Raw genomic sequence first — 21,733 nt, forward strand, 5'->3', positions numbered from 1 at the left:
ATAATTTGAAAGCGCAGTTTTCCGCTAATTTGAAAGTGTTAGAGCGACCTATGTGTGCCCAATCTGGCACATGGCGCTCTAGGCGCTATAAATCAGCGTGCCCCATAGCGGTATATGGCGGGTCTTAATCGGCAAGGTCTGAGTGAGCTGCGTCAGAACCGTGTCGATGTCCTGAATATTGATGATCAGTGTCACCGGACGTTGCGCAAGGTTGCTATCCATTAATATCAGCTGTTCTGCCGACCAGCGATTGAGCACCTGAACAATCTCGCTCAAAGGCCGGTCGATGAAAACCAGTCGTCCTTCCAGCCATGACAAATCAACCTGATCGTCCGCAGGTAGCGGGGTACTGATCTGTTGCTTTTCATAGGTGAGTTTTTGTCCCTGCTGCAAGGTGACAGACTGTGCAGCATAATCAATGCGCACTGCATGTTCGGTCACCAGAACTTCAGCCAGATCATTGAGCAAAGCAATATTGAATTTTGTGCCAAGCGCTGTCACGCGGCCGGAAGCTGCCTGAACACTGAAAGGTGCCTGACCGCGTGCAACACTGAAATAGGCTTCGCCGTGGTGCAGGATAATATTGCGCTGTGTCTCTGTTATTTTGACGGACAGAGCAGTGCCGCCGGACATATGAATTTGTGAGCCATCCGCTAAGTCCACAATACGACGCTCTCCGCTGGTAGTTTGAAAATCCGGTGCGGTTGTTTTCATCACGCCATAGCTGCCTGCACCAAAAGCGGCGAGCAACAACAGCTTGCCGAAATTACGCCGGTTCATGCAGCGTGTGGTCTTGCGTTTTTGCATCCGGTGCATCTGCGCTGTACCTGCCCAGAGTATTTCCGCTTTTCTATAGGCTTCGGCATGGTGCGGATCGGCTGCAATCCAGCGCTGATGCGCGGCTATTGTCTCGGTATCGGCTTGTCCGTCACTCAGCACTGTAAACCAGTCGATTGCCCTGCGCATCACCGGATCGAGTGCCTGTTCGGCCTCTGCGCTCCAGTGTTCATTGTCGCTGATATCTGATTTGGTGGTCATGCGCGCTTACCTGTCAGGCCGTTTTCCGCCTGACTGATGCGATATTGCAGATGGATCATCACGCGGTTCATCTGGCTATAGGCAGTTTGCAGCGGCAGATGCAATTCACGGGCAATGTCAGAAAATGTCTTGCCGTCAAGCCGCATGAGATAAACCCGACGCGGAATATCCGGCACTTCCGACAAAGCCTGTTCGAGTATGCGCATGAATTCAGCACTGATCAAAATTTCATCGGCCAACGGCGCGGGATCGGCAAATGTTTCGCTTAATGCGGCGGTGTGGCCTGCCAGCGGGTTCAGTTTCTGGCTGCGGGCATGGTCGGTCTGCAAATTTGCCGCCACACGGAAAAGATAGGCTTTGTGATTATCGGGCAGGGTTGCAAATTTATTTTTACGCGCTGCTGTCATCAGGCGCAGAAACGTCTCCTGAGTCAGGTCTGCCGCCACATCCTGCGCAGCACCGCGGCGGCGCAGGAAACGTTGCAGTTCTGCGCTGTAATTTCTAAAAAGGGAGGTGAAATTCCACATTATCAGGTCAAAAACTACCGCTACCGCATAAAGGATTCTGTCAGGAATTTTATGTGTGTAGTAAATATGACTTAAATAATCAAGTTAATCTATGTATTTGTATCCAGCTAATAAATGCCTCGCCGGAGATAAATGATCGGCAGGGGGCAGATACAAAAGAACACGGTGAAAAGTCTCCTTTTCACCGTGTCCTCCCAACGTGGCTTTCATTATTAGTTTTTCAAAGACTGGAGGTCAGAACAACTATTAAATATCCACGTTTGTTAAAGAGACTTGTCGTTGAAAAATCTCCTTAATACTGTTCATCAGAAGGAGCGCTGGAAACGAACCACACCGCCGACAGCATCTTTTTCACCACTGAGAATACGAACAGGATGGTCTTTTTTCCATGTGGTGTAGTTGAATTCCGGAGTGATGGTGAAACCCGGAACCAGTTGATAGGCGACATTCGCAGCAAAAGCAGTTTTGCCCCAATCTTCATAAGCAGCCTGAATGTTGAAAGTCGCATTGTCGGTTGCTTTGTACTGCGCACCACCCCAGACAGCCCAGTCCCCACCCCAGTTTCCATACATGCCGGTATTCTCTTCATAAGAAGCGTAACCGCCCTGCACCCACAGGGAGAGTGTGTCTGTTACATTCACATCAAGGCGAACTTTACCGGCCCATTCTTCAAGATTGGAGTCATAGGCGACAGTGCCTGCAATAGCACCCCAACCCTGTTCAAATTTCAGGCCGCCAACCACATGCGGCATATAGCTGTCGATACGGTTGTTGAAATCGCGCTGCAGCCAAACACCGGAGGCATCATCATAATAATTATCTTGCCCTTTATCGCCGCCTTGTTCGAGCGATATGATGGCTGAGAAACCATTGCCGCCGGCAAAAGTGTAGCTGATCAGATTGGTGCGGTAATAACCGGCTGCAACCACATCATCATTGATGATGTCGCCGAGATATCCGGTGAAAGTATGAAATGCGGATTCATCCAGCCCCATCCGCAGGCCGCCAAGCTGTATATAAGCATAATTCAGCGTATGGGCGCCCTGTGAACCATTTGAGAAGTTGAAGCGGTTTTCAGTAAAAGTTTTAAGCGTGCCCAGTTCGGTTTCCGAAGTGGTATAGGTGCGCAGAGTGAAACGTGCGAGTTTATCCCAAGTGTCTTGATGGTCGCCATTCGCATCAACATAACCGAGCTTGCTGCCGGTGTAGGGATCATCGCCGCCAGCTGCCTGATAACGAACATAACCGCCGATGCGTAAGCAGGTTTCTGTGCCGGGAATGTAAAAATAGCCCGCGCCGTAAGCATCGCAAACGCGCACATATTCCACGGCTTCCGGTTCCGGCGCAATAACAGCGTCGGCGGCCTGCGCTCCGGTTGCCGCAATAAGTGCAGCAACAGAGCCAAGAAGAAGACTCTTAATAGTCATGGCGTTTATCCCGCTTAGCTTTGTCAGTGTGAAATCTACTGGCTAAAGTTTACGGGTTGTGGTCGCTCTTACTACTGTAGAATCTTGCAGGATGCGGTGTAAATTTCAGAAAGCCGGTCAGGAATTGACGCCTGACCGGCTTGTTTTTGCATTTTATTTGCGTGCGACTGGGCGGACCAATGGTGTCACGCGTCTGATGGTGACACGGCGGTTTTCCTGCTCGGCAGCTTGCGTGCGGATTTTCAGGAATCGCTCGCCATATCCCTGCGTTACAAGGTTTTCTGCCGGAATGTCATAGACTTCTGTCAGCAGGCTGGCCACAGATTCCGCGCGCTGGTCGGACAGCACGAGATTTGAGCGGTCAGAGCCGATAGCGTCTGTGTGCCCTTCAATGAAGAAGGTTTCACCAGGGTCTTTGGCGAGCACTTTTTGCATTGCACTTGCAACTTTGCGCAGGGTTTTGGCCTGCGACAGTGAAACTTCGGCACTGCCGGTAGCAAAGTGAATTGTATCCAGGTCGATACGGCGCACCTTGTCACGCAGACGCGCTGAGTGACGGACTTCATCAATCGTGTAGACACGTTCAACCCGTTCTACAGGCGGCTGAGCAAGGAAGTCATAGAAGTCACGTTCCGGATCTGCAGCGACATCAATAATATAGTCACTGACAGGAATGGTCAGCCGCATCGGCGGCAGATCATATCCGACATCGAAGATCGCCGCACGCGGAGTGTCATCATATTCAGGTGCATAAATCATCAGATATTCATTGCCGTCACGGTCGATACGTGAGCGCTGCAGAATATCACCGTAACGGTCATAGATGGTTACGATCTCGTAGCCACCGGGACGCACAATGGTTTCACGCAGGCGGCCGCGCGGCAATTCATCATAATAGGAACGCTCGGCATCACGACGCAGGCGGGGACGATCATCGCCACGGACGAAGATGCGGTCGCCGGTCTCCAGAATGATACGGTTATCAACTTCCTCAACAACTTTCACATTGGTGATATTGTTGATTGTCGTGTTGTTAATAACGGTATTATTCACAACCGTATTATTGATGATATTTGTAGTGTCCGGAACCACAAAGGCTGGTGCATCTTTGATGCGCGTGCCTTCTTCTTTGAGATTGGCTTCAATCTGCTGCGGCAGGTTTTCAGAGATCGTGGCCGGAATTTCAACCTGAGCAGCGGCATCATTCACAGGCAGAGGCGTATTCTGCTCCTCGGCTGCACGCTGTTGTTCACGCTGTTTACGGCGCTCTTCTCTGGATTGGTTGCCGCCGAAATTATCCGCATCCTTATCACTGTCAAGAATGGCGGCTCCGTTTTCAACGGGCAGAACAATGGTTTCATCTGTGCTGGCAGGATCTTTGGCAATCTCCTGTTTTTGCTCAGGTGTACGCTCGTCAATAATTTCAGCTTTAGGTTCGGCAGGCTGTGTGTTTTCAGGCTGCTGAACTTCCTGCTCCGGCTGTGGTTGCTGCACCGGTTGATCCGGTTGTTTGGCCGGTTCAGCCTCTTGTTCCTGAGGCTTTTCATCCGTCTCAGGCGGCTGAGGGGCAGGTTGCTCAGGTGTTGTCTGAGGGACAGGCTGTTCTTCCGGTTGTTTTACAGGCTCCTGTTCGGTTGGTGCAGGAGGTGTTTCTTCGGATGGAGCAGGCTGAGGCGCAGGCTCCGGTTTAAGGTCAGGCTTTGGTTCTGGCGTTGGCTTCGGCTCCGGGCTTTCCTTGGGCTTGGATTGCTCTGCTGCCTCTTTGGCCTGCTTTTCTGCTTCTTCGTCTATAGCTTTTTGCTGGACAGCATTTTTCTGCTGTTCCGCAGCGTCCTGCTGTGCCCGTTCTGCAGCCTGTTTTTGTTCTTCTGCCTGTCGGGCAGCCTCGTCCTGCGCTGCTTTTTGCTGCTCTTCAGCTACACGTTTTGCCTCCTCTTCGGCCGCACGTTGTTGCTCGGCGGCACGTTGCTGTTCAGCGGCCTGTCGTTCAGCTTCTTCCTGAGCGGCTTTTTGCTGCTGTTCGGCTGCGCGTTTTGCCTCTTCTTCGGCTGCGCGCTGTTGCTCAGCGGCACGTTGCTGTTCTGCAGCTTGTCGTTCAGCTTCTTCCTGAGCGGCTTTTTGCTGCTCTTCAACTGCGCGTTTTGCCTCTTCTTCAGCTGCGCGCTGTTGCTCGGCGGCACGTTGCTGTTCTGCAGCCTGTCGTTCAGCTTCTTCCTGAGCAGCTCTTTGCTGCTCTTCAGCTGCCCGTCGCGCTTCCTCTTCGGCTGCGCGTTGTTGTTCCTCAGCCTGTTGCTGACGCAGCATCTGGTCGTCAGCCGGCTGTTCGCTGTTTTCCTGTGCGAGGATGATCGGGGCTTCTGATGTGCCGGCCTGAACAGGCTGCATCATGATGGAAGCCGAGAAAGCCGGAAAAACAACTGTTGCGAGCAGTTTAGAACGAAAACTCATAATCCCTCTCCTTAGGAAGGCAGAAATTGCATAGGTTGCATTTCGTCAATTCCCGATCGAAATAACACTTAATTGCCGGTGCTTATTATTTGCTGATTTATGGCAAATTTCGGCGATATGAGGAAATGGTTAGTTCACGTTTTATGAACCTTTGCTGAATGTCAGAGAGCAGAGGTCTTATGAGTATAGCGAAGTCCGGCTGTTTCTAAACCGGTTTGCTGGCGAGAAATGCAGCTCGCGCGACATCCTCCACCTGATGATCCTGTAATGTGCTGGTTGCAATACGCACGGCTGCCAGCGGGCGGACGGAGAATTTGGAACCCGGTGCCACGGCAATATTACGGGCGGCCAGCGTAATCAGTGCAAATTGTTCGGATTCTACCGGCATCAGACAGCACAGACCATGATTGTCCGGAATGTTTTTGCCGTGAGCGGCCAATGCTTGCTGAAAATAGCTGGCACGCTGCCGGTAAATCTGTTTTGCCTGTTCCAGACTATGTTGCGTTGCCTCATCTTTGAGCAGCCATGCCACTGCCGATTGCAGAATACGGCTTGTCCAACCGGAACTGAAACTACGGTAAGACTGGATTTGTTCAACAAGGCTGGCTGAGCCGGAGAGAACTGCCAGACGCAAATCAGGACCTAAAGTCTTGGAATAAGACAGAATATGGACCACCCGATCAGGAAAACGTGCGCCGAGTGTCTGCCGTGGAGCCATAGCAATATCGGCAACACCGTCATCTTCAATGATGAGTGTATCATGCCCTTCCAGAGCATCACCTAATGCCATCAACCGTTCTTTGCTCATGCAGTGGCTGGTCACGGAATGAACCCGTGGCTGAAACAGAAACGCGGCAGGTTTCTGCTCCAGAGCGGATGCCAGAGAAGAGGGTAGCGGGCCCTGATCGTCACAGGTGACTGGGATGATTTTAGCACCGAAATCTTCAAGAATATCAAGAAGGCGCATCGCTGTCGGATCTTCAATGGCGATGGATGATCCGGGCGTTACAAGGGCATGAATAAGCGTATAAGTGGCATTATATCCGCCATTGGTGGCCAGAAAGGCTTCCGGCTCATAAGGCCAGTCGCGGCGCACAGCCTCTTCAAGCTCAGGTAATATGCGCACACGCTGATAGCTGTTGAGACCATCCGCCTGCGCACCATGGCGCAAAGCCTGTTCCAGTGATGGCAGTAAAGCTGTGTCCGGTATGGCCATTGAAAGATCCAGCACATCATCACCGTAATTGCCGAAGCTCATCAATCGTGCCGGTTTTGCTGCAAAATGATCGCCGCTGACCCATGTGCCGTTGCGGCCTTTGCCATTGATAATCTTGAGCTTACGCAATTCGCTCAAGGCCTCGGAAATAGTGGCGGGGCTGATCCCCAGAACATAAGCCAGATCACGGATCGGCGGTAATTTAGTGCCGACCGGCAATGCGCCGCGTCTGATTAATCCTGCCATGTCGCGGGCAATGCCGCGCATCGTGCGGTCTTCAAGGTGGCGGGCAAACCACTCGCTGGAGAAATCAGGCACCATAACTATTTATCCGATTTAATGTTCAGTAACATAATAACGTTTGATCGGTTCAATTTGAACATTTAACTTCATTTGTACAGAGGAAATTTTGAGGGAATATTTATGCCGGTTAAATTGCGTATCGCTGTGCGTGACTGGGATTATCTGACACCGCTGGCTTTGGGTGATGTGCGTTCTGACAAACTTGATGTGATTGTTGATCGTGTGGGCACGCTGGTTTCTCATCCGGGAGAAGATGAGGCTCATGAAGCATCCGAAATGTCATTCAGCCGTTACGTTTCTTTGCGTGATGAGGGTGATACCAGCATTACCGGCATTCCGAATTTCATCATGCGCGGTTTCCGTCATCGTTGCATCATCACCAGTACAGACAGCGGTATTACCGGTTTTGAACAGCTGAAAGACAAGAAGATCGGCGTCACCGGCTGGCGTGATTCCGGCAATACATGGACACGTGCGGCACTGCGCCGTCATGGTATCGGGGTTGAGGATGCCTATTGGTATGCAGGCCGTCTGACAGAAGCGCATCCGGTTACAGATCGTCTGGACGGTTTTGGCCGTGCAGGCCGGATTGAAGCTATGCCGGGTGAGCAACCGATGATGGATGCCCTGCGCGAAGGTGTGCTGGATGCGGTATTCACACCCTTTATGCCAGATGGCTATTTTGGCAAAAATTCCGGTTTCCGTCAGGTGCTGGCCGATTTCCGCAGTGCGGAACTGGCCTATTATAATGATGTCGGTTACGTGCCGGGTATGCATTTGATGGGTATCAAGCCGGAAATTCTGGCAGAACATCCGTGGGCGGCGCAGGAACTGAGCGATCTCTTGGATGAAAGCCAGCGTGTGTGGACAGCAAAGCGCCGCAAATATGCGGAAACCACGCCCTGGATGCTCGATGAATTGCTGAAATGCGCACAGGATCTGCCGGAAAACTGGAATGTCAGCGGTATCGCCGCCAATGAGGCGATGATCAATGATTTTGCTGAGGAATTGCATTTGCAGGGTATTTTGCAGCGCAAACTGAGCGTTGAAGAACTGTTTCCGTTTTATGCGAACAAGGCGTGATTGCGCCAGCCAAAGCGTATCCCGAAAAGTGCGAAGCGGTTTTCGGATAAGATACGCGTAAAAACAAACAGACAGAGCATTTCCTGTCATGGAAGATAAGCTGGAAATGCTCTGAACTATTGGGAGAGTGAGATGAAAAAAACTATACTGGCAGCTGCTGTATTTGGCAGCGTTTTTGCACAACAGGCTTTGGCCGAGGATGTGAAAATTCCGGAACAGGCATTGAATGAGGCGCTGCGCGCCCGTCTGCCGGAAGACATCATCAAGGCCGGTGTTATTAATGATGTGAATTCCGGTTCCTTCCCTCCTTACCAGATCATCAATGGTAAGGACGTGAACGGCGCTGCGACGGACATGACCGATGCACTCGGTCAGCTGCTCGGTATCAAAATCACCCATTCGACAGTCAGCGGTCTGCCATCGGTTCTGAGCGGTATTTCTGCCGGACGTTACCAGCTTGGCTTTGGGCCGAACGGTGACTTCCCGTCCCGTCAGGGCGCCAATGATTTTGTCGACTGGGTGCGTGAATATGTGGTTTTCGCGGTGAAGCACGGCAATCCGGAAGGCATCACATCGCTGGATACAGCCTGCGGCAAGCGTATTGCTGTAATGGCAGGCGGTTCGGCTGAAAAAGTGATCAAGGAGCAGAATGAGAAATGCACAGCAGACGGCAAGCCGATTGAAGTGCAGTCTTATAATGACCAGCCAAGCTCCATTCTGGCTGTGCGCTCAAACCGCGCCGATGCGTTTTTCTCATCACAGGCACCTCTGACCTATTTTGTTCAGCAGTCCAATGGTCAGCTGGAACTGGCTGCAACCGGCCAGAAAAACGGCTTTGACGACCTGTATCAGGGCGCAGTTCTGCCAAAAGACTCCCCGCTGAGCGAAGTGTTCCGCGATGGTATCCAGATGCTGATCGACAACGGCACCTATGCCACGATCATGAAAAAATGGGGTCTGGAAAAGAACATGATTGACAAGGCCGGTATCAATCTCGCTGGAAAGACCGCGCAATGAGTGAGTTGCGTGGTTCAGGCGCAGCCGTGGGTGATGTCGAACGTTTCGACGTCGCCCGTGCGCGCGCACCCTTTCCGCTGAAACGTGTGATCCTGTGGGCTGTTGTTCTGGGTGTGGCACTCGATTTCGGGATTATTGTTGCCAATAATCCGAATTTCGGCTGGCCGGTCGTTGCCGCTTATTTCTTTGATTCAACAGTGATGGAAGGGCTGTATATCACCCTCAGCCTGACCGTTGTGGCGATGATTATCGGTGTCGCGCTTGGTCTTATTCTGGCAATTGCCCGCATGTCGCAGGACAGGCTGGCAAGCTCGCTGTCCAATCTGTTCATCTGGTTCTTCCGCGGCACACCGCTGCTGGTGCAGTTGATCTTTTGGTACAATCTTTCAACCTTGTTTCCGAAAATCTCGCTGGCTATCCCGTTCGGCCCGACACTTGTCAGCTGGAATACCAACGACCTCATCACACCGCTGACCGCTGCGATTGTTGGTCTGGCGCTGAATGAAGCGGCCTATATGGCGGAGATTATCCGTGGCGGCCTGTTGTCTGTTGATAAAGGACAGGGCGAAACCGCAGCCGCTTTTGGTATGACACGGGCACGCGCTTTGCGTCGTATCATCATCCCGCAGGCTATGCGTTCTATCGTACCGCCGACAGGGAACCAGCTGATCAGTATGATTAAAGCGACATCACTTGTCAGTGTTATCGCCATGGCTGATCTGCTTTATTCCGTTCAGTCGATCTATAACCGCACATTCGAGGTTATCCCGATGCTGCTGGTGGCGGTTGTGTGGTATCTGCTGATTACATCCGTGCTGAATGTCGGACAGAGTGCAATTGAACGTCATTATAACCGTGGTGAACGCGGCGATGCGGTCAAAGATGAAACACCGGTTCAGATACAGGAGAATGCATGATGGATAAGACCACCAATATGCAAAAACCTCTTGTTCATGCCCATAATGTGCACAAAGCCTTTCACGGTATTGAAGTGCTGCGCGGCATTGATCTGGAAGTGCGCTCGGGCGAGGTTGTGGTCATTCTCGGGCCTTCCGGTTCGGGCAAATCCACCTTCCTGCGTTGTATCAACCGGCTTGAAACCATCGACAAAGGTTCGATTTTTGTCGATGAGCAGCAGATCGGTTATAAATATAAAAACGACCGCCTGCTGCCATTGTCAGACCGTGCTATCGCCAAACAGCGTAGCCAGATCGGCATGGTGTTCCAGCAGTTCAATCTCTATCCGCATATGACTGTTTTGCAGAATGTGATTGAGGCTCCTGTCGGTGTTCATGGCCGCAGCAAAAGCGAGGCTATTGCAACGGCCAAGGAATTGCTGGCGAAAGTCGGTATGTCCCACAAGATCAATGCCTATCCGCGCCAGCTTTCCGGTGGGCAGCAACAGCGTGTAGCGATTGCCCGTGCACTGGCCGTGAAGCCGAAACTCATCCTGTTTGATGAGCCGACTTCCGCGCTTGATCCGGAGCTGGTGGGTGAGGTGCTGACAACCATGCGCAGTCTCGCCGATCAGGGGCAGACGATGATCGTGGTCACCCACGAAATCGGTTTTGCCCGTGAAGCCGCAGACCGTGTGATCTTCATGGACGGTGGCAAGGTGGTTGAAGAGGGCACACCGGAAGAGGTGATCGAAAATCCTCAGCATCCGCGTACCCGCAGCTTCCTCAGCCGTTTTATCTGATAAAAAACAACACGCCGGAGACAAAACCGGCGTGTTTTGTATATATGATACAGTAGTTTGAGTCTCTGACCGCAATGCAGCATGCCTGCCGATAAATATTACAGGAGATCCCGTTATGAGGACGGGAGATGACCATGACACAGTCCGATAATTTCGCCCGTATCGCCGATCTTGAACCACGCCGCAGCGCATTGGAAGAAATCCGCCATCATCTCCATGCCAATCCTGAATTGTCTTTCGAAGAAGAAAAGACCGCAGCCTATGTCGCGGAAAAGCTGGAAGGCTGGGGCTATGACGTTACCCGCAATGTCGGCGGTCACGGTGTTGTCGGCCGACTGACTGTCGGTACCGGTGGTCGCAGTGTTGCTATCCGTGCCGATATGGATGCGCTGCCAATTCTGGAGAAAACCGGCCTGCCTTATGCAAGTACAGTGGCCGGTAAAATGCATGCCTGCGGTCATGACGGCCATACAACCATGCTGCTTGGTGCGGCTGAGCATTTGGCACGGACAAAGAATTTCAACGGCACTGTCACACTGGTATTCCAGCCGGCAGAAGAAGCCGGTGAAATCAGCGGTGCACAGGCAATGATCGCGGACGGTCTGTTCGAGCGTTTCCCGTGCGATGCGATTTTCGGCCTGCACAATCATCCGGGTGCGCCGGAAGGCACTATTCTCACCCGTTCCGGCCCGATGATGGCTGCGGCTGATACGGCCTATATCAAAGTCATCGGCAAAGGCGGCCACGCCTCCCGCCCGCATCTGACCGTTGATCCGGTGGTGGTTGCCTGCAGTCTGGTGATGGCTCTGCAGACAGTTGTTGCCCGCAATGTTGATCCGACTGAAACAGCGGTGATCACTGTCGGCACAATTCACGGCGGCGAAGCATCCAATGTTATTCCTGATGATGTTGATTTGGCTGTGAGCATCCGCTCTTTCTCACCGGTTGTACGTGAGTTGCTGCAAAAGCGCGTTTGTGAACTGACTGAGCGGCATGTGGCAGCCTATGGCGCGACAGCTGAGATCAAATATGAACTGGGTTATCCGGTGGTGGTCAATTCCGATGCGGAAACCGCTTTTGCGACAGAGGTTGCGCGTGAGCTGATCGGTGACGCCAAGGTTTCAACCTGTCCGCTGATCCCGGGTAGCGAGGATTTCTCTTATTTCCTCCAGCACAAGCCGGGCAGTTTCCTGCGTCTTGGCAATGGTATGGATTCAGCCGTGCTGCATAATCCGAAATATAACTTCAATGATGCAAATCTGCCGGTTGGTTCTGCGCTTTGGGCACGACTGGCTGAACGTTATCTGGCTGCCGGTGGCAACAGCTAAAGCATGTCTCCCAAAAGTGGGCACCGGTTTTGGGATAAAGACATGCGTTAAAACAAAGAAATAGAGCGAGTGCAGTGGATCAGATTACATGCAGCACGCTCTTGTGAAACGCATCTGAGAGATAAAAAGGTGGTTCGCCACCTTTTTATCTGCACTCCTATTATTATTTCCTGCGGCTGGTGCAGGCTTCATATCCGTTGGCAAAGAGACGACCGGCTCGCATACCGATTATGCGGGGCATGTCCGCCAATGTGGCAGCCCCCACAGAATGTGCCATAGCGATTGTTGCCTGAGCACAGATCGCAGCATCTTCCGCGGCATTATGATGATGAAAGCTCAGGCCAAGATAATCAGCCAGAATATTCAGCTTGTGTGACGGCAATTGCGGCCAGACCTTTTGTGCCATTTTGACGGAACAAAGATAATGCAGTTCAGGATAGCTCTGCTGGTACTGATCCAGCGAAGCGCGCCAGACACTGAAATCAAAAGCTGCATTATGGGCAATCATTGTGGCTCCCATAAAGTCATCAGCGAATTCATCCATCACTTCCGGAAATTCTCCGGCATCTTCCACATGCTCCGGACGGATACCGTGGATGGCAATGTTGAAAGAGGAAAAGCGCATAGTTTTCGGCCGGATAAAGCGCTCTTCAACACGCACGACCTGACCATCTTCAATCCATGCCAGACCGACAGAACAAGCGCTGCCGCGTTGTTCATTGGCAGTTTCAAAATCAATTGCAATGGTTTTCACGGGATGCTCCGGCACTGTCTGTATGTGTTGTTACTGGAGAATAATAAGCGCATGGTCAAGAACCGGAGCTGCTGATGGCGGTAAAGCCGTCAGATCGCACTCCATTCCTCCATTCTCTCGCGAATGAGATTACGCAGAATGGGGAACATCGGCGGCTGGGAACGGCCGGACAGACGGATGATCGCGAATTGTGAGGTATCTGAAACCGGACGCACAGGAACTTCCACCAGTTGTCCTGAAGTTATCAGTTCATGTGCCGGTGCGATAACGCCGTAATAAATGGTCTGACTGCTCAATGTAGTCTGAAGCAACCCGTCAATCGCGTCGGAGTGGAAAGTTACGCTCTCATCCGGATGGGCTTCCGGTCCGTAGATCGCGACCATATTGCGTATCTGCTCCGGCGCGAGGATTGTGGTTGCCAATGGCCATGGCCGCAGATCAGAAAATTTGACTTGTTGATTTTGCAGTAGGGGATGCCCCTGACTAACCAGAAAACCTGTGCGCAATGCGGGCAGCATTTCAATATGCAGATCTGCGGTTATCGACACACCTCTGATTTCGACAACCAGCATGTCCAGAGTTCTCTCCCGCAATGCCTGCACCTGCAGCGGAATGGAGCCGCGCATCAACAGAATATGCAAAGACGGATTGGTGGTGGAAAACCGGCTCAGAAGCGGCGCTGTGAGCAGGGCGCTAGGTGTTGATCCAAGCCCGATCCTGATACGTCCCGCACTGCCTTCATGCTGTTGTTTGACCACACGATAAAGCTCTTCTGTCTCGAACAATACGCGGCGTGCATGGTCGAGCACCACATTGCCAAAAGCCGTGACTTCACAGCGCTTGCCGATTCTATCAACCAGCTTCATCCCCAGCTCGGCTTCCAGTTGCGCAATGCTGCGCGACAGTGCCGGTTGGGTGAGATGCGCATGTTCCGCTGCCCGTGTGAAAGAGCCTTTCTCAGCAAGCGCAATAAAATGTCGTAATTGCTGAATGTTCATGAAACTTTCCTAAATTGGTATGCCTGTTATGCATGATTATCAAATTTACTATGCATTGGACAAATGAAAATGCACCTCGTAGCTAACATCGGTAATGGTTTTTAAGTCTAGGAGGGTGGAGTCATGAAAAACATCAGAACGCTGATTGAGCGCGATGTTGAGGAGTTTGTTGCGCTGAGGCGTGATCTGCACCAGCACCCTGAACTGGCATTTAACGAAATCAGAACCGGTGGCATTGTCGCTGATTTGCTGGAAAAATGGGGCTATAAGGTTGAGCGCAATATCGGCACGACCGGTATTGTCGGCCAGTTGCGTAGCGGTGATGGCTCAGCGGCCATTGGTCTGCGTGCGGATATGGATGCGCTGCCGATTTTGGAAGCAACCGGTCTGCCTTATGCCAGCGTCAATAGTGGTGTGATGCATGCCTGCGGACATGACGGTCACACAACAATGTTGCTCGCTGCTGCAAAAGCGCTGGCCGAGCGCCGCAATTTCAACGGTACTGTGAACCTGATTTTCCAGCCTGCTGAAGAATATGGCCGCCCTGATAGCGGTGCAGCCCGTATGGTTGCTGACGGCTTGTTTGAAAAGTTCCCGTGCGATGCCGTTTTTGGTATCCACAATATGCCGGGATCGCCGCAAGGCCAGTTGCAATTTTATGATGGGGCGATGATGGCATCGTCCGACAGTGTTTCTATCAAAATCACCGGTCGCGGCGGTCATGGTGCGCAGCCGCACACAACGGCCGATCCGATTGTTGCTACCGCTGCTATTGTTGTGGCCTTGCAGACTGTTGTCGCACGAAATGTTAATCCGCTGGATGCGGCTGTTGTTACTGTCGGTGTTATGCAGGCAGGTATGGCGAATAACGTCATCCCTGAGGCTGCCCAGATCGAACTGACAGTGCGCTGTTTCAAACCGGAAGTCCGCGATCTGCTTGAAGACCGTATTCGTGATCTGGTCGCCACGCAGGCACAGAGTTTCGGCGTCAAAGCCGATATTGATTATGTTCGCGGCTATCCTGCCTTGCAGAATTCCACTGAAGAAACTGAGTTTGCACGTGAGGTCGGTCAGCGCTTTGCCGCTGAAGGTAATTTTGTTGCCCAGACCACCCCGATGACCGGCAGTGAAGATTTCGCCTTCATGCTCGAAAAACGTCCTGGTTCTTATATTTTTCTCGGAAACGGCGATCAGCCGGGCCCTGTGAGCCGTGCGCTGCATAATGACGGCTTCGATTTTAATGACGCGAATATCGTTGAGGGAGCCGCCTATTGGGTGGCCTTGACGGAGGAATTTCTGAACGGCAGCACAGGCCGTAAAGACTAAAACTATTATATCTGTTGGAGGATAACCATGAGCGCTTCTGTTATGCACGCGCCGCATACGGCTTCGGACGATCTGTCCGGCCAGTCTGAAAAACCACCGGTCAAGGCAATTGCTGCGGCCGTTGCCGGTAACGCTCTCGAATTTTACGATTTTATCGTCTATTCGTTTTTCGCGGTTTATATCGGGCAGACATTCTTCCCGCTCGGCAGTGAAACAGCAAGCCTTCTGGCCTCGGTTGCGGTTTTCGGTGTGGGCTTTTTCACCCGTCCGCTTGGCGGCGTTCTGATTGGTGCTTTTGCGGATAAGGCAGGGCGCCGTGCTGCAATGATCCTGACTGTGACGCTGATTACTGTCGGTACATTGGGTCTGGCTGCAACGCCGAGCTATGAAACGATTGGCATTGCCGCGCCGATTATCGTTCTGCTGTGCCGCCTGTTGCAGGGGCTGGCACTTGGTGGTGAAGTCGGACCGGCATCGGCTATGCTTATTGAAGCTGCACCGCGTGACAAGCGCGGCCTTTATGCCAGCTGGCAGATTGCCAGTCAGGGTATTGCCGTTGTTGCCGGTGGTCTGATGGGCGTACTGGTATCATGGTATCTGCCGCATGAAGATCTGGTGTCATGGGGCTGGCGTATTCCGTTCCTCGTTTCGCTGGCGCTTATTCCGATTGCGCTTTATATCCGCCGCGCTTTGCCGGAAACTCTGGAAAAGCCAAGCGATAAAACCGGCACGCAGATTGTGACTTCGGTCTTCTCTGATCACACACGTTTTCTGGTGCTGGGTATTCTGGTGATGATCTCGACCACCGTGTCGACACAGGTAGGCAACTACATGACCACCTATGCCATTCAGACCCTGAAACTGCCGGCAACACTGGCGCAGGCCGGTACAGTGCTTGGCGGTACGATGACTTTCATTTTCGCCCTTGTTGCCGGTTATCTTGCTGATAAATACGGCCGTAAAGGCGTGATGATCTGGCCGCGTATCGTGCTGATGATTGTTATTATCCCGCTGTTCTTCTGGCTGTCGGAATCCAAAGATGCGACAGTGCTGCTGATTGTAACCGCTGCGATTACACTGCTCACCTCGATGACAGGCGCTGCAAGCCTTGTGGCAATCCCTGAGATGATGCCGATTGCTCTGCGTGCCACCGGCGTTTCCCTGATCTATGCGATCGGTGCGACATTGTTTGGCGGTACCACACAGTTTATTATCACATGGCTGATCGGCATTTTTGGTGCTGTGGCACCGGCTTATTATGTGGTTGCAACCAGTGTGATTTCGCTTGTGGCAATGTTTATGATGCCGGAAACCCGCAATTTTGACGTTAAACGTTAAAAGATCGCGCATTTGAGAATGGACAGACTGGCTGGCATTGTTTAGCCATTCTGGCTCACAAGCAGGCGGTGATGCGGTGTAAACCGGTCACCGCTGCTTTCATGACTGTTGGTTACGCAATAGCGGTATCTCAAAGGTGTAAAATAGTTGAAACAGCGTTTGCGCGCCGTACTCGATGAAATCGAGGCTGAAATCAAAGATACCGGTATCCGTGGCAAAGTCGCTGATTATATTCCGCCTCTTGCACAGGTTGATCCCGCGAAATTCGGCATATCCATTATGCTTCATGACGGCACACTGATCTCTGCCGGTGACGCTCAGGAAAAATTCTCTATCCAAAGTATTTCCAAAGTGTTTGCTCTGGCGCTGGCTCTGGGCAAAAGAGGGGACGGCATTTGGCAGCGTGTCGGCCGCGAACCTTCGGGCGATCCTTTTAACTCCAGTGTGCTGCTTGAGCTGGAAAAAGGACTGCCGCGCAACCCGTTCATCAATGCCGGTGCCATTGTTATCTCGGACATTTTGCTGAGCTCGCATCAGCCGCGTGAAACGATCGGCGAGATTGTACGTTTTGTGCAATCCATCGCTGAAGACGACGATATTTATATTGATGAAGTGGTGGCAAAAGCAGAAGACCGCACCGGCTTCAATAATGCGGCGCTGGCCAATTTATTGAAAGCTAATAAAAATCTCGACAATCTGCCGCCTCATGTACTGGGCGTGTATCACCACCAATGTGCTTTGGCGATGTCCTGTGAGCAACTGGCGCGGGCAGGGCTGTTTCTTTCTGCATCCGGCCGCAATCCTGTCAGTAATCACCGTATTGTCAGTGTGGAACGGGCCTTGCGTATCAATGCGCTGATGATGACCTGTGGTCATTATGACGGTTCAGGCGATTTTGCATTTCGTGTCGGCGTGCCAGCCAAAAGCGGTGTCGGTGGTGGTATTCTCGCTATCGTTCCCGGTATTTCATCCATCGCAGTCTGGTCGCCGGGGCTGAACCAGCACGGCAACTCGCTGCTTGGCACACGCGCTCTGGAAATCCTGTGCCGCCGTATGGGCTGGTCAGTGTTCGGGCGCTGAAGCGATATTCTCTGTGAGATTTGCATCGGGCAAAAACGAAAAATCTCACTCCTGAAGGGGACTGACGCAGAAGCTTCGTTTTGAAACCGGATTGCGCCAGCATTTTGTTGCATCGATATGGCGAAGTCCGGCTGTTGTTACCTCGTTGAGTAACCACGTACCATCTCTTTGATAGACGACGCTGCGGTCACCATCGGGCCATACATAGACTTCGAGCCTGATCTGACGGCGTTCTTCTTTGAGTTGCCCGGCAGCTTGGTAGAATGAAAATTCACGGCATATCTTGTCGGAATAGACAGACCCGCGGTCATCTTCAACGCGGCACTGCACGCGGTTATGGGAATATAGTCCCTTGCTCCAGTCTGTCAGCAATTTCCTGTTTGCCTGACAAGACTGCTCAATATTGTCCATGCAGCCCATGTCATAGGCTCTTGAAGCCTCTGATATCATTTCACCTGAATTTTGCAGATCGTCAGGTGTTACAGAGGCTGCGCTGTCGGGGTTATCATGCGCCTCCAGCAACATATTTCCGTATTTGAGGCAGGCCTCGCCATCTGTCGTCTTCACGTAAGGATGAAAACATCCGTTCCGATAGGCTATAGCGGCTTTTTGTAAATCTGCTTCTATACCAAGTCCTGAGGCATAGATATTTCCGGCCAGTTTGCATGCATAGGGAGACAGCCCCAGATCGGCAGAATTGCAGGCAAATTCCGACCATTGCAGTGCACTGGCATAGCGGGTCTTCTGACTTAGTGCGAATTTGGCTGCATCATAGCAAATACGCACATCCGCAAGTCTTTCGTTGGCGTGAGTAACCTGATATCCGCACGTCTTGGTGTAGACATCCATCGCGGCGTTAACTTCACCGGCAGAGCTCAAACTATCTGCTAAGGAAAGGCAGGTACTGGCGGGGTTGTCATCAAAGCGACAACCGGTACGCAGCACGGATAACAGAGTGACGCTTTTGTTTTCCTCAGGTGACTGATTTGTCTCCGGATTATTTTGCGCTTTTGTAGCGATAAGCGATGCTAATGTCTGACAGCCATTGATATTTTCATTATTACACGCATTCGCCAGCATTGTTTCAATATTGTGTACCTGATCCGTGCTTTCCAGAGAAGCATAGGCGGATACCGCAGCGCTGCACGCCTGCGGACCGTTGGACGTTTTGTCTGTCATGCATGTCATAACAAGCGTGTCGTAGAGTGTGCGCTGGGCAGGTTTTGCCGTTTCGAGATTTGGATCAAGCGCAACACCAAGATTGTCACAAATGCTGTCCTTGTCAGACTGTCCGGCGCACAATTTGATTGCTCTGGCTGCTGCCGCATTCCGGTCTTCAGCAGACCAGTGATCAGCTAGTTTGGTCTGTACTGCGCATGCCGCCGGATCACCCGCGATACAGCCGCGTTCAAGCAAACCTTTTGCTTTTGCAATTCTTGTATCTGTGAGTGGCGGCGTTTTGTTTGCCTGCAGAAAATCCCGATATTTATAATAAGCGGGTTTACAGTGTACAATATTGGGTTGTTTCGGGCCGGGTGCACAAATTTCTTCGGTCAAGGATCCGAGTGAATAATTCTCGTCGGCTGTTGCAGATGTATATTCACCACGGGCTTGCACGACATATCCGAAGGCATCAGGAACTTCTTCACAAGCCCATGCAATACCGGATCTGCATGCTGTGAGTTTCGCGGTAAAGTTTGATGCGGCCTCTGCAAGCGTAGGCTTTGTATAAGTTGCGGTGCCGCGGGCAAGCAGAATGCAGCTCACAGCCTGACGTGCGTCGCAGCCCGGCTTGGCAAGTTCAGGCAGTACAAGATCTTCAGCATTGCCGGTGCCGCCCTCGACCGCGCGAAACTGCGCATTCTCCAATGTATTGTCTGTGCGGTTGATCGCCAGCTGACAGCCGCGTATGTCTCCGCCCATACAGCCCATCAGAGCGTAATGTGTAACCTTTGCGGGTAAAGTGCCGTCCGGATCTTCTATATTGTAGATCGCTTCAGCATAGCTGCTGCAGGCTTCGTTCAATCCCAGATCGCAGGCTTTCTTAAGATTAGCTGCATCTCCTGTCTGCCCCATCAAGTTGCGGGCGGCCGCAAGACGGTCGGAGACAGAGGCAAAGCGATCATTCTCTCCCTCTGAAAATTCCTTTTCATTTTTTACTAATGCTTCAATGAATTCGGTGCCTGTTGAGCATTCGCTGTTTTCGGGAAGATCACTGGCGCGGGCTATAATATTCCCGCTCGCCCGAATATTCAGCAGGCCAAGTGAAAGCGCATATTGACCGTCAGCCAATCGGTAAGCGGCCATGGACGGGCGATATTCTTTCAGAGCAACGGCTTGCTTGTTCAAAGCTGTTAGCGTGTCTGTTTTAACCGCGATCAGATGGCAGGTATTGGGAGGAGCCTGAAAATTGCGGCTGCTGTCAGAGCGTTTAGTGAAACCGCAAAAATGACTGATTTTTTCGACAGGCACAAAACCTGTCGCACGTTGCAGGCCTGTTCCGGTTGCATAGTCAACTGCAAAATAGGGCAGATTATCTGCCCCGAAGGTGACGTCCTTTAACCGAACCTCTTCGCCCGATTTCAACATATGGGCAGGGGATTTTCCCGGAGCAGCCATCACTGATGTGGCTTCACATATGTGTCTGGTACTCAGTTCCTGATAGTGAGGTAAATTTTGGGAATGAGCAGAATGAGTGACTGTGAAAACCGACAGTAGCAGCACCGATAAGCGCGCAGCTTCTTTTTTGATCCGGCTTATACTGATCACTCTGCAAATCATCATGCTTCCTCCGCAATAATTCCGCACAATACAATGTCGGAATACATGCTTCATGTAACATAGATAATTATGATCTGAATATATTATCCTCGCGCGATCAAGCACATGCGGAGTTCACAACTCAATAACCTGCTTGCTCACTCTGGCCTGTTCTGCAGTCAGCGCCATCAGATGACTTGTGACTGATTTTTGAGCGGCGGTTCTGATTTCATGTCCATAAGGAGCACGTAGCGCAGTGGCGAAATCTTCCATCAATCGCAGATCGCCGCCCATATGATCACCGGCAAGTGTTTCAATTTGAATTGTAATATCCGGCCGGTCATCAAAGAATTTAATCGCCAGACTGCCGTCTTCAAAGCAACCGGTCAGTTCTCCCTCGCTGCCGCCGATATGAATATGGCGTTCGGTGCGCTTGTTGAAGGCATGAACTTCAAAACTGGCTGTAATATTATTGGTAAATTCAATACCGACAATCTGCCGGTCAACCACCGTATTGTCGCTGTGATAAACGCAGCGGCCATAAGGCCCGTTACGGATGGCCTGCGTGCGTGCCTCAAGACTGGTGTCAACGGAGATCATGGAAACCGGCCAGCCGGTGTGTTCACCCAGATAAATCCGGCGTGCGGAATAGGGGCATGTCATTTCCACCAGACAGCCATCGAGACAACGTTCCGCAGCGCCTTGCGGGGCGTTCTCCGGTGTAAATTGTTTCAGGCTGCCGAAACTGGAAATACGTAAAGGCGTTTCATCCGTCAGCCAGTGCAGAATATCCATATCATGGCTGCATTTAGCCAAAATCAGCGGACTGCCGTTTTCTAAGCGCCGGAAATTGCCGCGCACATAACTGTGGGAATGATGATAATAACCGATATTTTCGGAAGCACGAATACTTTGCACTGTACCGAAAGTCCGGTTCTCAATCAGCTCTTTGATTTTAGCAAAGAACGGTGTGTAGCGCAGCACATGGCAGATCATCAGAAAGCGCTGGTTGCGGTCGGCGGCTTCTGCCATGCGCTGACAGGCTTCAACCGTGGAAGCCATCGGCTTTTCCAGCAGCACATTGAATTTGCGATCCAGAGCGGCAACGGCAACAGCTTCATGATCCTTATCGAGATTAGCGACAACGACTGCATCAATATTCTTGAGCGTATTGAGCATGGTGATGCTGTCTGAAAAGCAGTTCTCCGGCGCAATGCCATGCTTGCTGGCAAATGCAGCAACCGCATCCGGTCTGATATCGCAGACGGCGGCAAATTTCATAAGATGCGGGTTTTTCAGGGCAATATCGCCATAGGCATTGCCGCGATAACCGGCACCGATAAGAGCAACCTGCGGGATCTGTGTCATATTGCTATCCGCTGTAACGGGAA

The 21,733-nt window shown here is 51.8% G+C and carries 17 protein-coding genes; 8 read left to right on the forward strand and 9 right to left on the reverse strand.

What is annotated here, in order from left to right; genetic code table 11:
- Nucleotides 1-78: 78 nt before the first annotated feature.
- From BKD14_RS03580 to BKD14_RS03600, 5 genes are all read right to left on the reverse strand, one after another.
- The gene (locus BKD14_RS03580) at nucleotides 79-1,038 is read right to left on the reverse strand and encodes a FecR domain-containing protein (RefSeq protein ID WP_075654296.1); all 960 of its coding nucleotides are present in this window, start codon (nucleotides 1,036-1,038) and stop codon (nucleotides 79-81) included.
- Nucleotides 1,035-1,565 (reverse strand): RNA polymerase sigma factor, encoded by a 531-nt coding sequence (locus BKD14_RS03585; protein ID WP_083646773.1) that lies wholly within the window; start codon nucleotides 1,563-1,565, stop codon nucleotides 1,035-1,037. Before BKD14_RS03585 ends, BKD14_RS03580 begins: the two co-directional genes overlap by 4 nt.
- A 305-nt stretch (nucleotides 1,566-1,870) precedes the next feature.
- Nucleotides 1,871-2,992 carry a porin gene (locus BKD14_RS03590; protein WP_075654298.1) on the reverse strand — a complete coding sequence of 374 codons (1,122 nt, stop codon included), beginning with the start codon at nucleotides 2,990-2,992 and terminating at the stop codon, nucleotides 1,871-1,873.
- A 153-nt stretch (nucleotides 2,993-3,145) separates the two neighbouring features.
- Nucleotides 3,146-5,440 carry an OmpA family protein gene (locus BKD14_RS03595; protein WP_075654299.1) on the reverse strand — a complete coding sequence of 765 codons (2,295 nt, stop codon included), beginning with the start codon at nucleotides 5,438-5,440 and terminating at the stop codon, nucleotides 3,146-3,148.
- Between the two features lie 205 nt (nucleotides 5,441-5,645).
- Nucleotides 5,646-6,977, reverse strand: coding sequence for a PLP-dependent aminotransferase family protein (locus tag BKD14_RS03600; RefSeq protein WP_175576052.1), 1,332 nt, complete (start codon nucleotides 6,975-6,977; stop codon nucleotides 5,646-5,648).
- Between the two features lie 102 nt (nucleotides 6,978-7,079).
- Between BKD14_RS03600 and BKD14_RS03605 the strand changes: the two genes are divergently transcribed.
- The 5 genes from BKD14_RS03605 to BKD14_RS03625 all read left to right on the forward strand — a co-directional run bounded on the left by BKD14_RS03605 (nucleotide 7,080) and on the right by BKD14_RS03625 (nucleotide 12,086).
- On the forward strand, nucleotides 7,080-8,042 hold the full coding sequence (locus BKD14_RS03605) for a nitrate ABC transporter substrate-binding protein (RefSeq protein ID WP_075654300.1): 963 nt from the start codon (nucleotides 7,080-7,082) through the stop codon (nucleotides 8,040-8,042).
- A gap of 132 nt (nucleotides 8,043-8,174) precedes the next feature.
- Nucleotides 8,175-9,059, forward strand: coding sequence for an ABC transporter substrate-binding protein (locus tag BKD14_RS03610; RefSeq protein WP_075654301.1), 885 nt, complete (start codon nucleotides 8,175-8,177; stop codon nucleotides 9,057-9,059).
- Nucleotides 9,056-9,976: an amino acid ABC transporter permease gene (locus BKD14_RS03615; RefSeq protein WP_075654302.1), complete on the forward strand. Its 921-nt coding sequence runs from the start codon at nucleotides 9,056-9,058 to the stop codon at nucleotides 9,974-9,976. Before BKD14_RS03610 ends, BKD14_RS03615 begins: the two co-directional genes overlap by 4 nt.
- A complete protein-coding gene (locus tag BKD14_RS03620) occupies nucleotides 9,976-10,758 on the forward strand; it encodes an amino acid ABC transporter ATP-binding protein (protein ID WP_075654768.1) in 783 nt (260 codons plus the stop codon). The genes BKD14_RS03615 and BKD14_RS03620 overlap by 1 nt, the downstream gene beginning before the upstream one ends.
- Nucleotides 10,759-10,892: 134 nt before the next feature.
- The gene (locus BKD14_RS03625) at nucleotides 10,893-12,086 is read left to right on the forward strand and encodes a M20 aminoacylase family protein (protein WP_075654769.1); all 1,194 of its coding nucleotides are present in this window, start codon (nucleotides 10,893-10,895) and stop codon (nucleotides 12,084-12,086) included.
- A gap of 163 nt (nucleotides 12,087-12,249) precedes the next feature.
- On the opposite strand, the gene BKD14_RS03630 is transcribed toward BKD14_RS03625, so the two are convergent.
- On the reverse strand, nucleotides 12,250-12,840 hold the full coding sequence (locus BKD14_RS03630; RefSeq protein ID WP_075654303.1) for a 3'-5' exonuclease: 591 nt from the start codon (nucleotides 12,838-12,840) through the stop codon (nucleotides 12,250-12,252).
- An 89-nt stretch (nucleotides 12,841-12,929) separates the two neighbouring features.
- Nucleotides 12,930-13,838 (reverse strand): LysR family transcriptional regulator, encoded by a 909-nt coding sequence (locus BKD14_RS03635; protein ID WP_075654304.1) that lies wholly within the window; start codon nucleotides 13,836-13,838, stop codon nucleotides 12,930-12,932.
- A 123-nt stretch (nucleotides 13,839-13,961) separates the two neighbouring features.
- Between BKD14_RS03635 and BKD14_RS03640 the strand changes: the two genes are divergently transcribed.
- From BKD14_RS03640 to BKD14_RS03650, 3 genes are all read left to right on the forward strand, one after another.
- Nucleotides 13,962-15,164 carry a M20 aminoacylase family protein gene (locus tag BKD14_RS03640; protein WP_075654305.1) on the forward strand — a complete coding sequence of 401 codons (1,203 nt, stop codon included), beginning with the start codon at nucleotides 13,962-13,964 and terminating at the stop codon, nucleotides 15,162-15,164.
- 27 nt (nucleotides 15,165-15,191) lie between these two features.
- Nucleotides 15,192-16,502, forward strand: a complete 1,311-nt coding sequence (locus tag BKD14_RS03645; RefSeq protein WP_022709539.1) for an MFS transporter — start codon at nucleotides 15,192-15,194, stop codon at nucleotides 16,500-16,502.
- 147 nt (nucleotides 16,503-16,649) lie between these two features.
- Nucleotides 16,650-17,582 (forward strand): glutaminase, encoded by a 933-nt coding sequence (locus BKD14_RS03650; RefSeq protein WP_139316318.1) that lies wholly within the window; start codon nucleotides 16,650-16,652, stop codon nucleotides 17,580-17,582.
- A 45-nt stretch (nucleotides 17,583-17,627) separates the two neighbouring features.
- Here the strand turns inward: BKD14_RS03650 and BKD14_RS03655 are convergent, their stop codons facing one another.
- Together BKD14_RS03655 and BKD14_RS03660 are read right to left on the reverse strand one after the other, a co-directional pair.
- Nucleotides 17,628-20,171, reverse strand: coding sequence for a sel1 repeat family protein (locus tag BKD14_RS03655; RefSeq protein ID WP_075654306.1), 2,544 nt, complete (start codon nucleotides 20,169-20,171; stop codon nucleotides 17,628-17,630).
- Nucleotides 20,172-20,477: 306 nt separating this feature from the next.
- Nucleotides 20,478-21,710 (reverse strand): Gfo/Idh/MocA family oxidoreductase, encoded by a 1,233-nt coding sequence (locus BKD14_RS03660; protein WP_075654307.1) that lies wholly within the window; start codon nucleotides 21,708-21,710, stop codon nucleotides 20,478-20,480.
- Between the last annotated feature and the right edge of the window lie 23 nt (nucleotides 21,711-21,733).

This window comes from Pseudochrobactrum sp. B5 (assembly GCF_001939785.1).
Classification (GTDB): domain Bacteria; phylum Pseudomonadota; class Alphaproteobacteria; order Rhizobiales; family Rhizobiaceae; genus Pseudochrobactrum; species Pseudochrobactrum saccharolyticum.

Excerpts from the sequence above, each read along its gene's own strand:
- BKD14_RS03580 (WP_075654296.1), bottom strand. The coding sequence starts at position 1,038 with ATGACCACCAAATCAGATATCAGCGACAATGAACACTGGAGCGCAGAG.
- BKD14_RS03585 (WP_083646773.1), bottom strand. The coding sequence starts at position 1,565 with ATGTGGAATTTCACCTCCCTTTTTAGAAATTACAGCGCAGAACTGCAA.
- BKD14_RS03590 (WP_075654298.1), bottom strand. The coding sequence starts at position 2,992 with ATGACTATTAAGAGTCTTCTTCTTGGCTCTGTTGCTGCACTTATTGCG.
- BKD14_RS03595 (WP_075654299.1), bottom strand. The coding sequence starts at position 5,440 with ATGAGTTTTCGTTCTAAACTGCTCGCAACAGTTGTTTTTCCGGCTTTC.
- BKD14_RS03600 (WP_175576052.1), bottom strand. The coding sequence starts at position 6,977 with ATGGTGCCTGATTTCTCCAGCGAGTGGTTTGCCCGCCACCTTGAAGAC.
- BKD14_RS03605 (WP_075654300.1), top strand. The coding sequence starts at position 7,080 with ATGCCGGTTAAATTGCGTATCGCTGTGCGTGACTGGGATTATCTGACA.
- BKD14_RS03610 (WP_075654301.1), top strand. The coding sequence starts at position 8,175 with ATGAAAAAAACTATACTGGCAGCTGCTGTATTTGGCAGCGTTTTTGCA.
- BKD14_RS03615 (WP_075654302.1), top strand. The coding sequence starts at position 9,056 with ATGAGTGAGTTGCGTGGTTCAGGCGCAGCCGTGGGTGATGTCGAACGT.
- BKD14_RS03620 (WP_075654768.1), top strand. The coding sequence starts at position 9,976 with ATGGATAAGACCACCAATATGCAAAAACCTCTTGTTCATGCCCATAAT.
- BKD14_RS03625 (WP_075654769.1), top strand. The coding sequence starts at position 10,893 with ATGACACAGTCCGATAATTTCGCCCGTATCGCCGATCTTGAACCACGC.
- BKD14_RS03635 (WP_075654304.1), bottom strand. The coding sequence starts at position 13,838 with ATGAACATTCAGCAATTACGACATTTTATTGCGCTTGCTGAGAAAGGC.
- BKD14_RS03640 (WP_075654305.1), top strand. The coding sequence starts at position 13,962 with ATGAAAAACATCAGAACGCTGATTGAGCGCGATGTTGAGGAGTTTGTT.
- BKD14_RS03645 (WP_022709539.1), top strand. The coding sequence starts at position 15,192 with ATGAGCGCTTCTGTTATGCACGCGCCGCATACGGCTTCGGACGATCTG.
- BKD14_RS03655 (WP_075654306.1), bottom strand. The coding sequence starts at position 20,171 with ATGTTGAAATCGGGCGAAGAGGTTCGGTTAAAGGACGTCACCTTCGGG.
- BKD14_RS03660 (WP_075654307.1), bottom strand. The coding sequence starts at position 21,710 with ATGACACAGATCCCGCAGGTTGCTCTTATCGGTGCCGGTTATCGCGGC.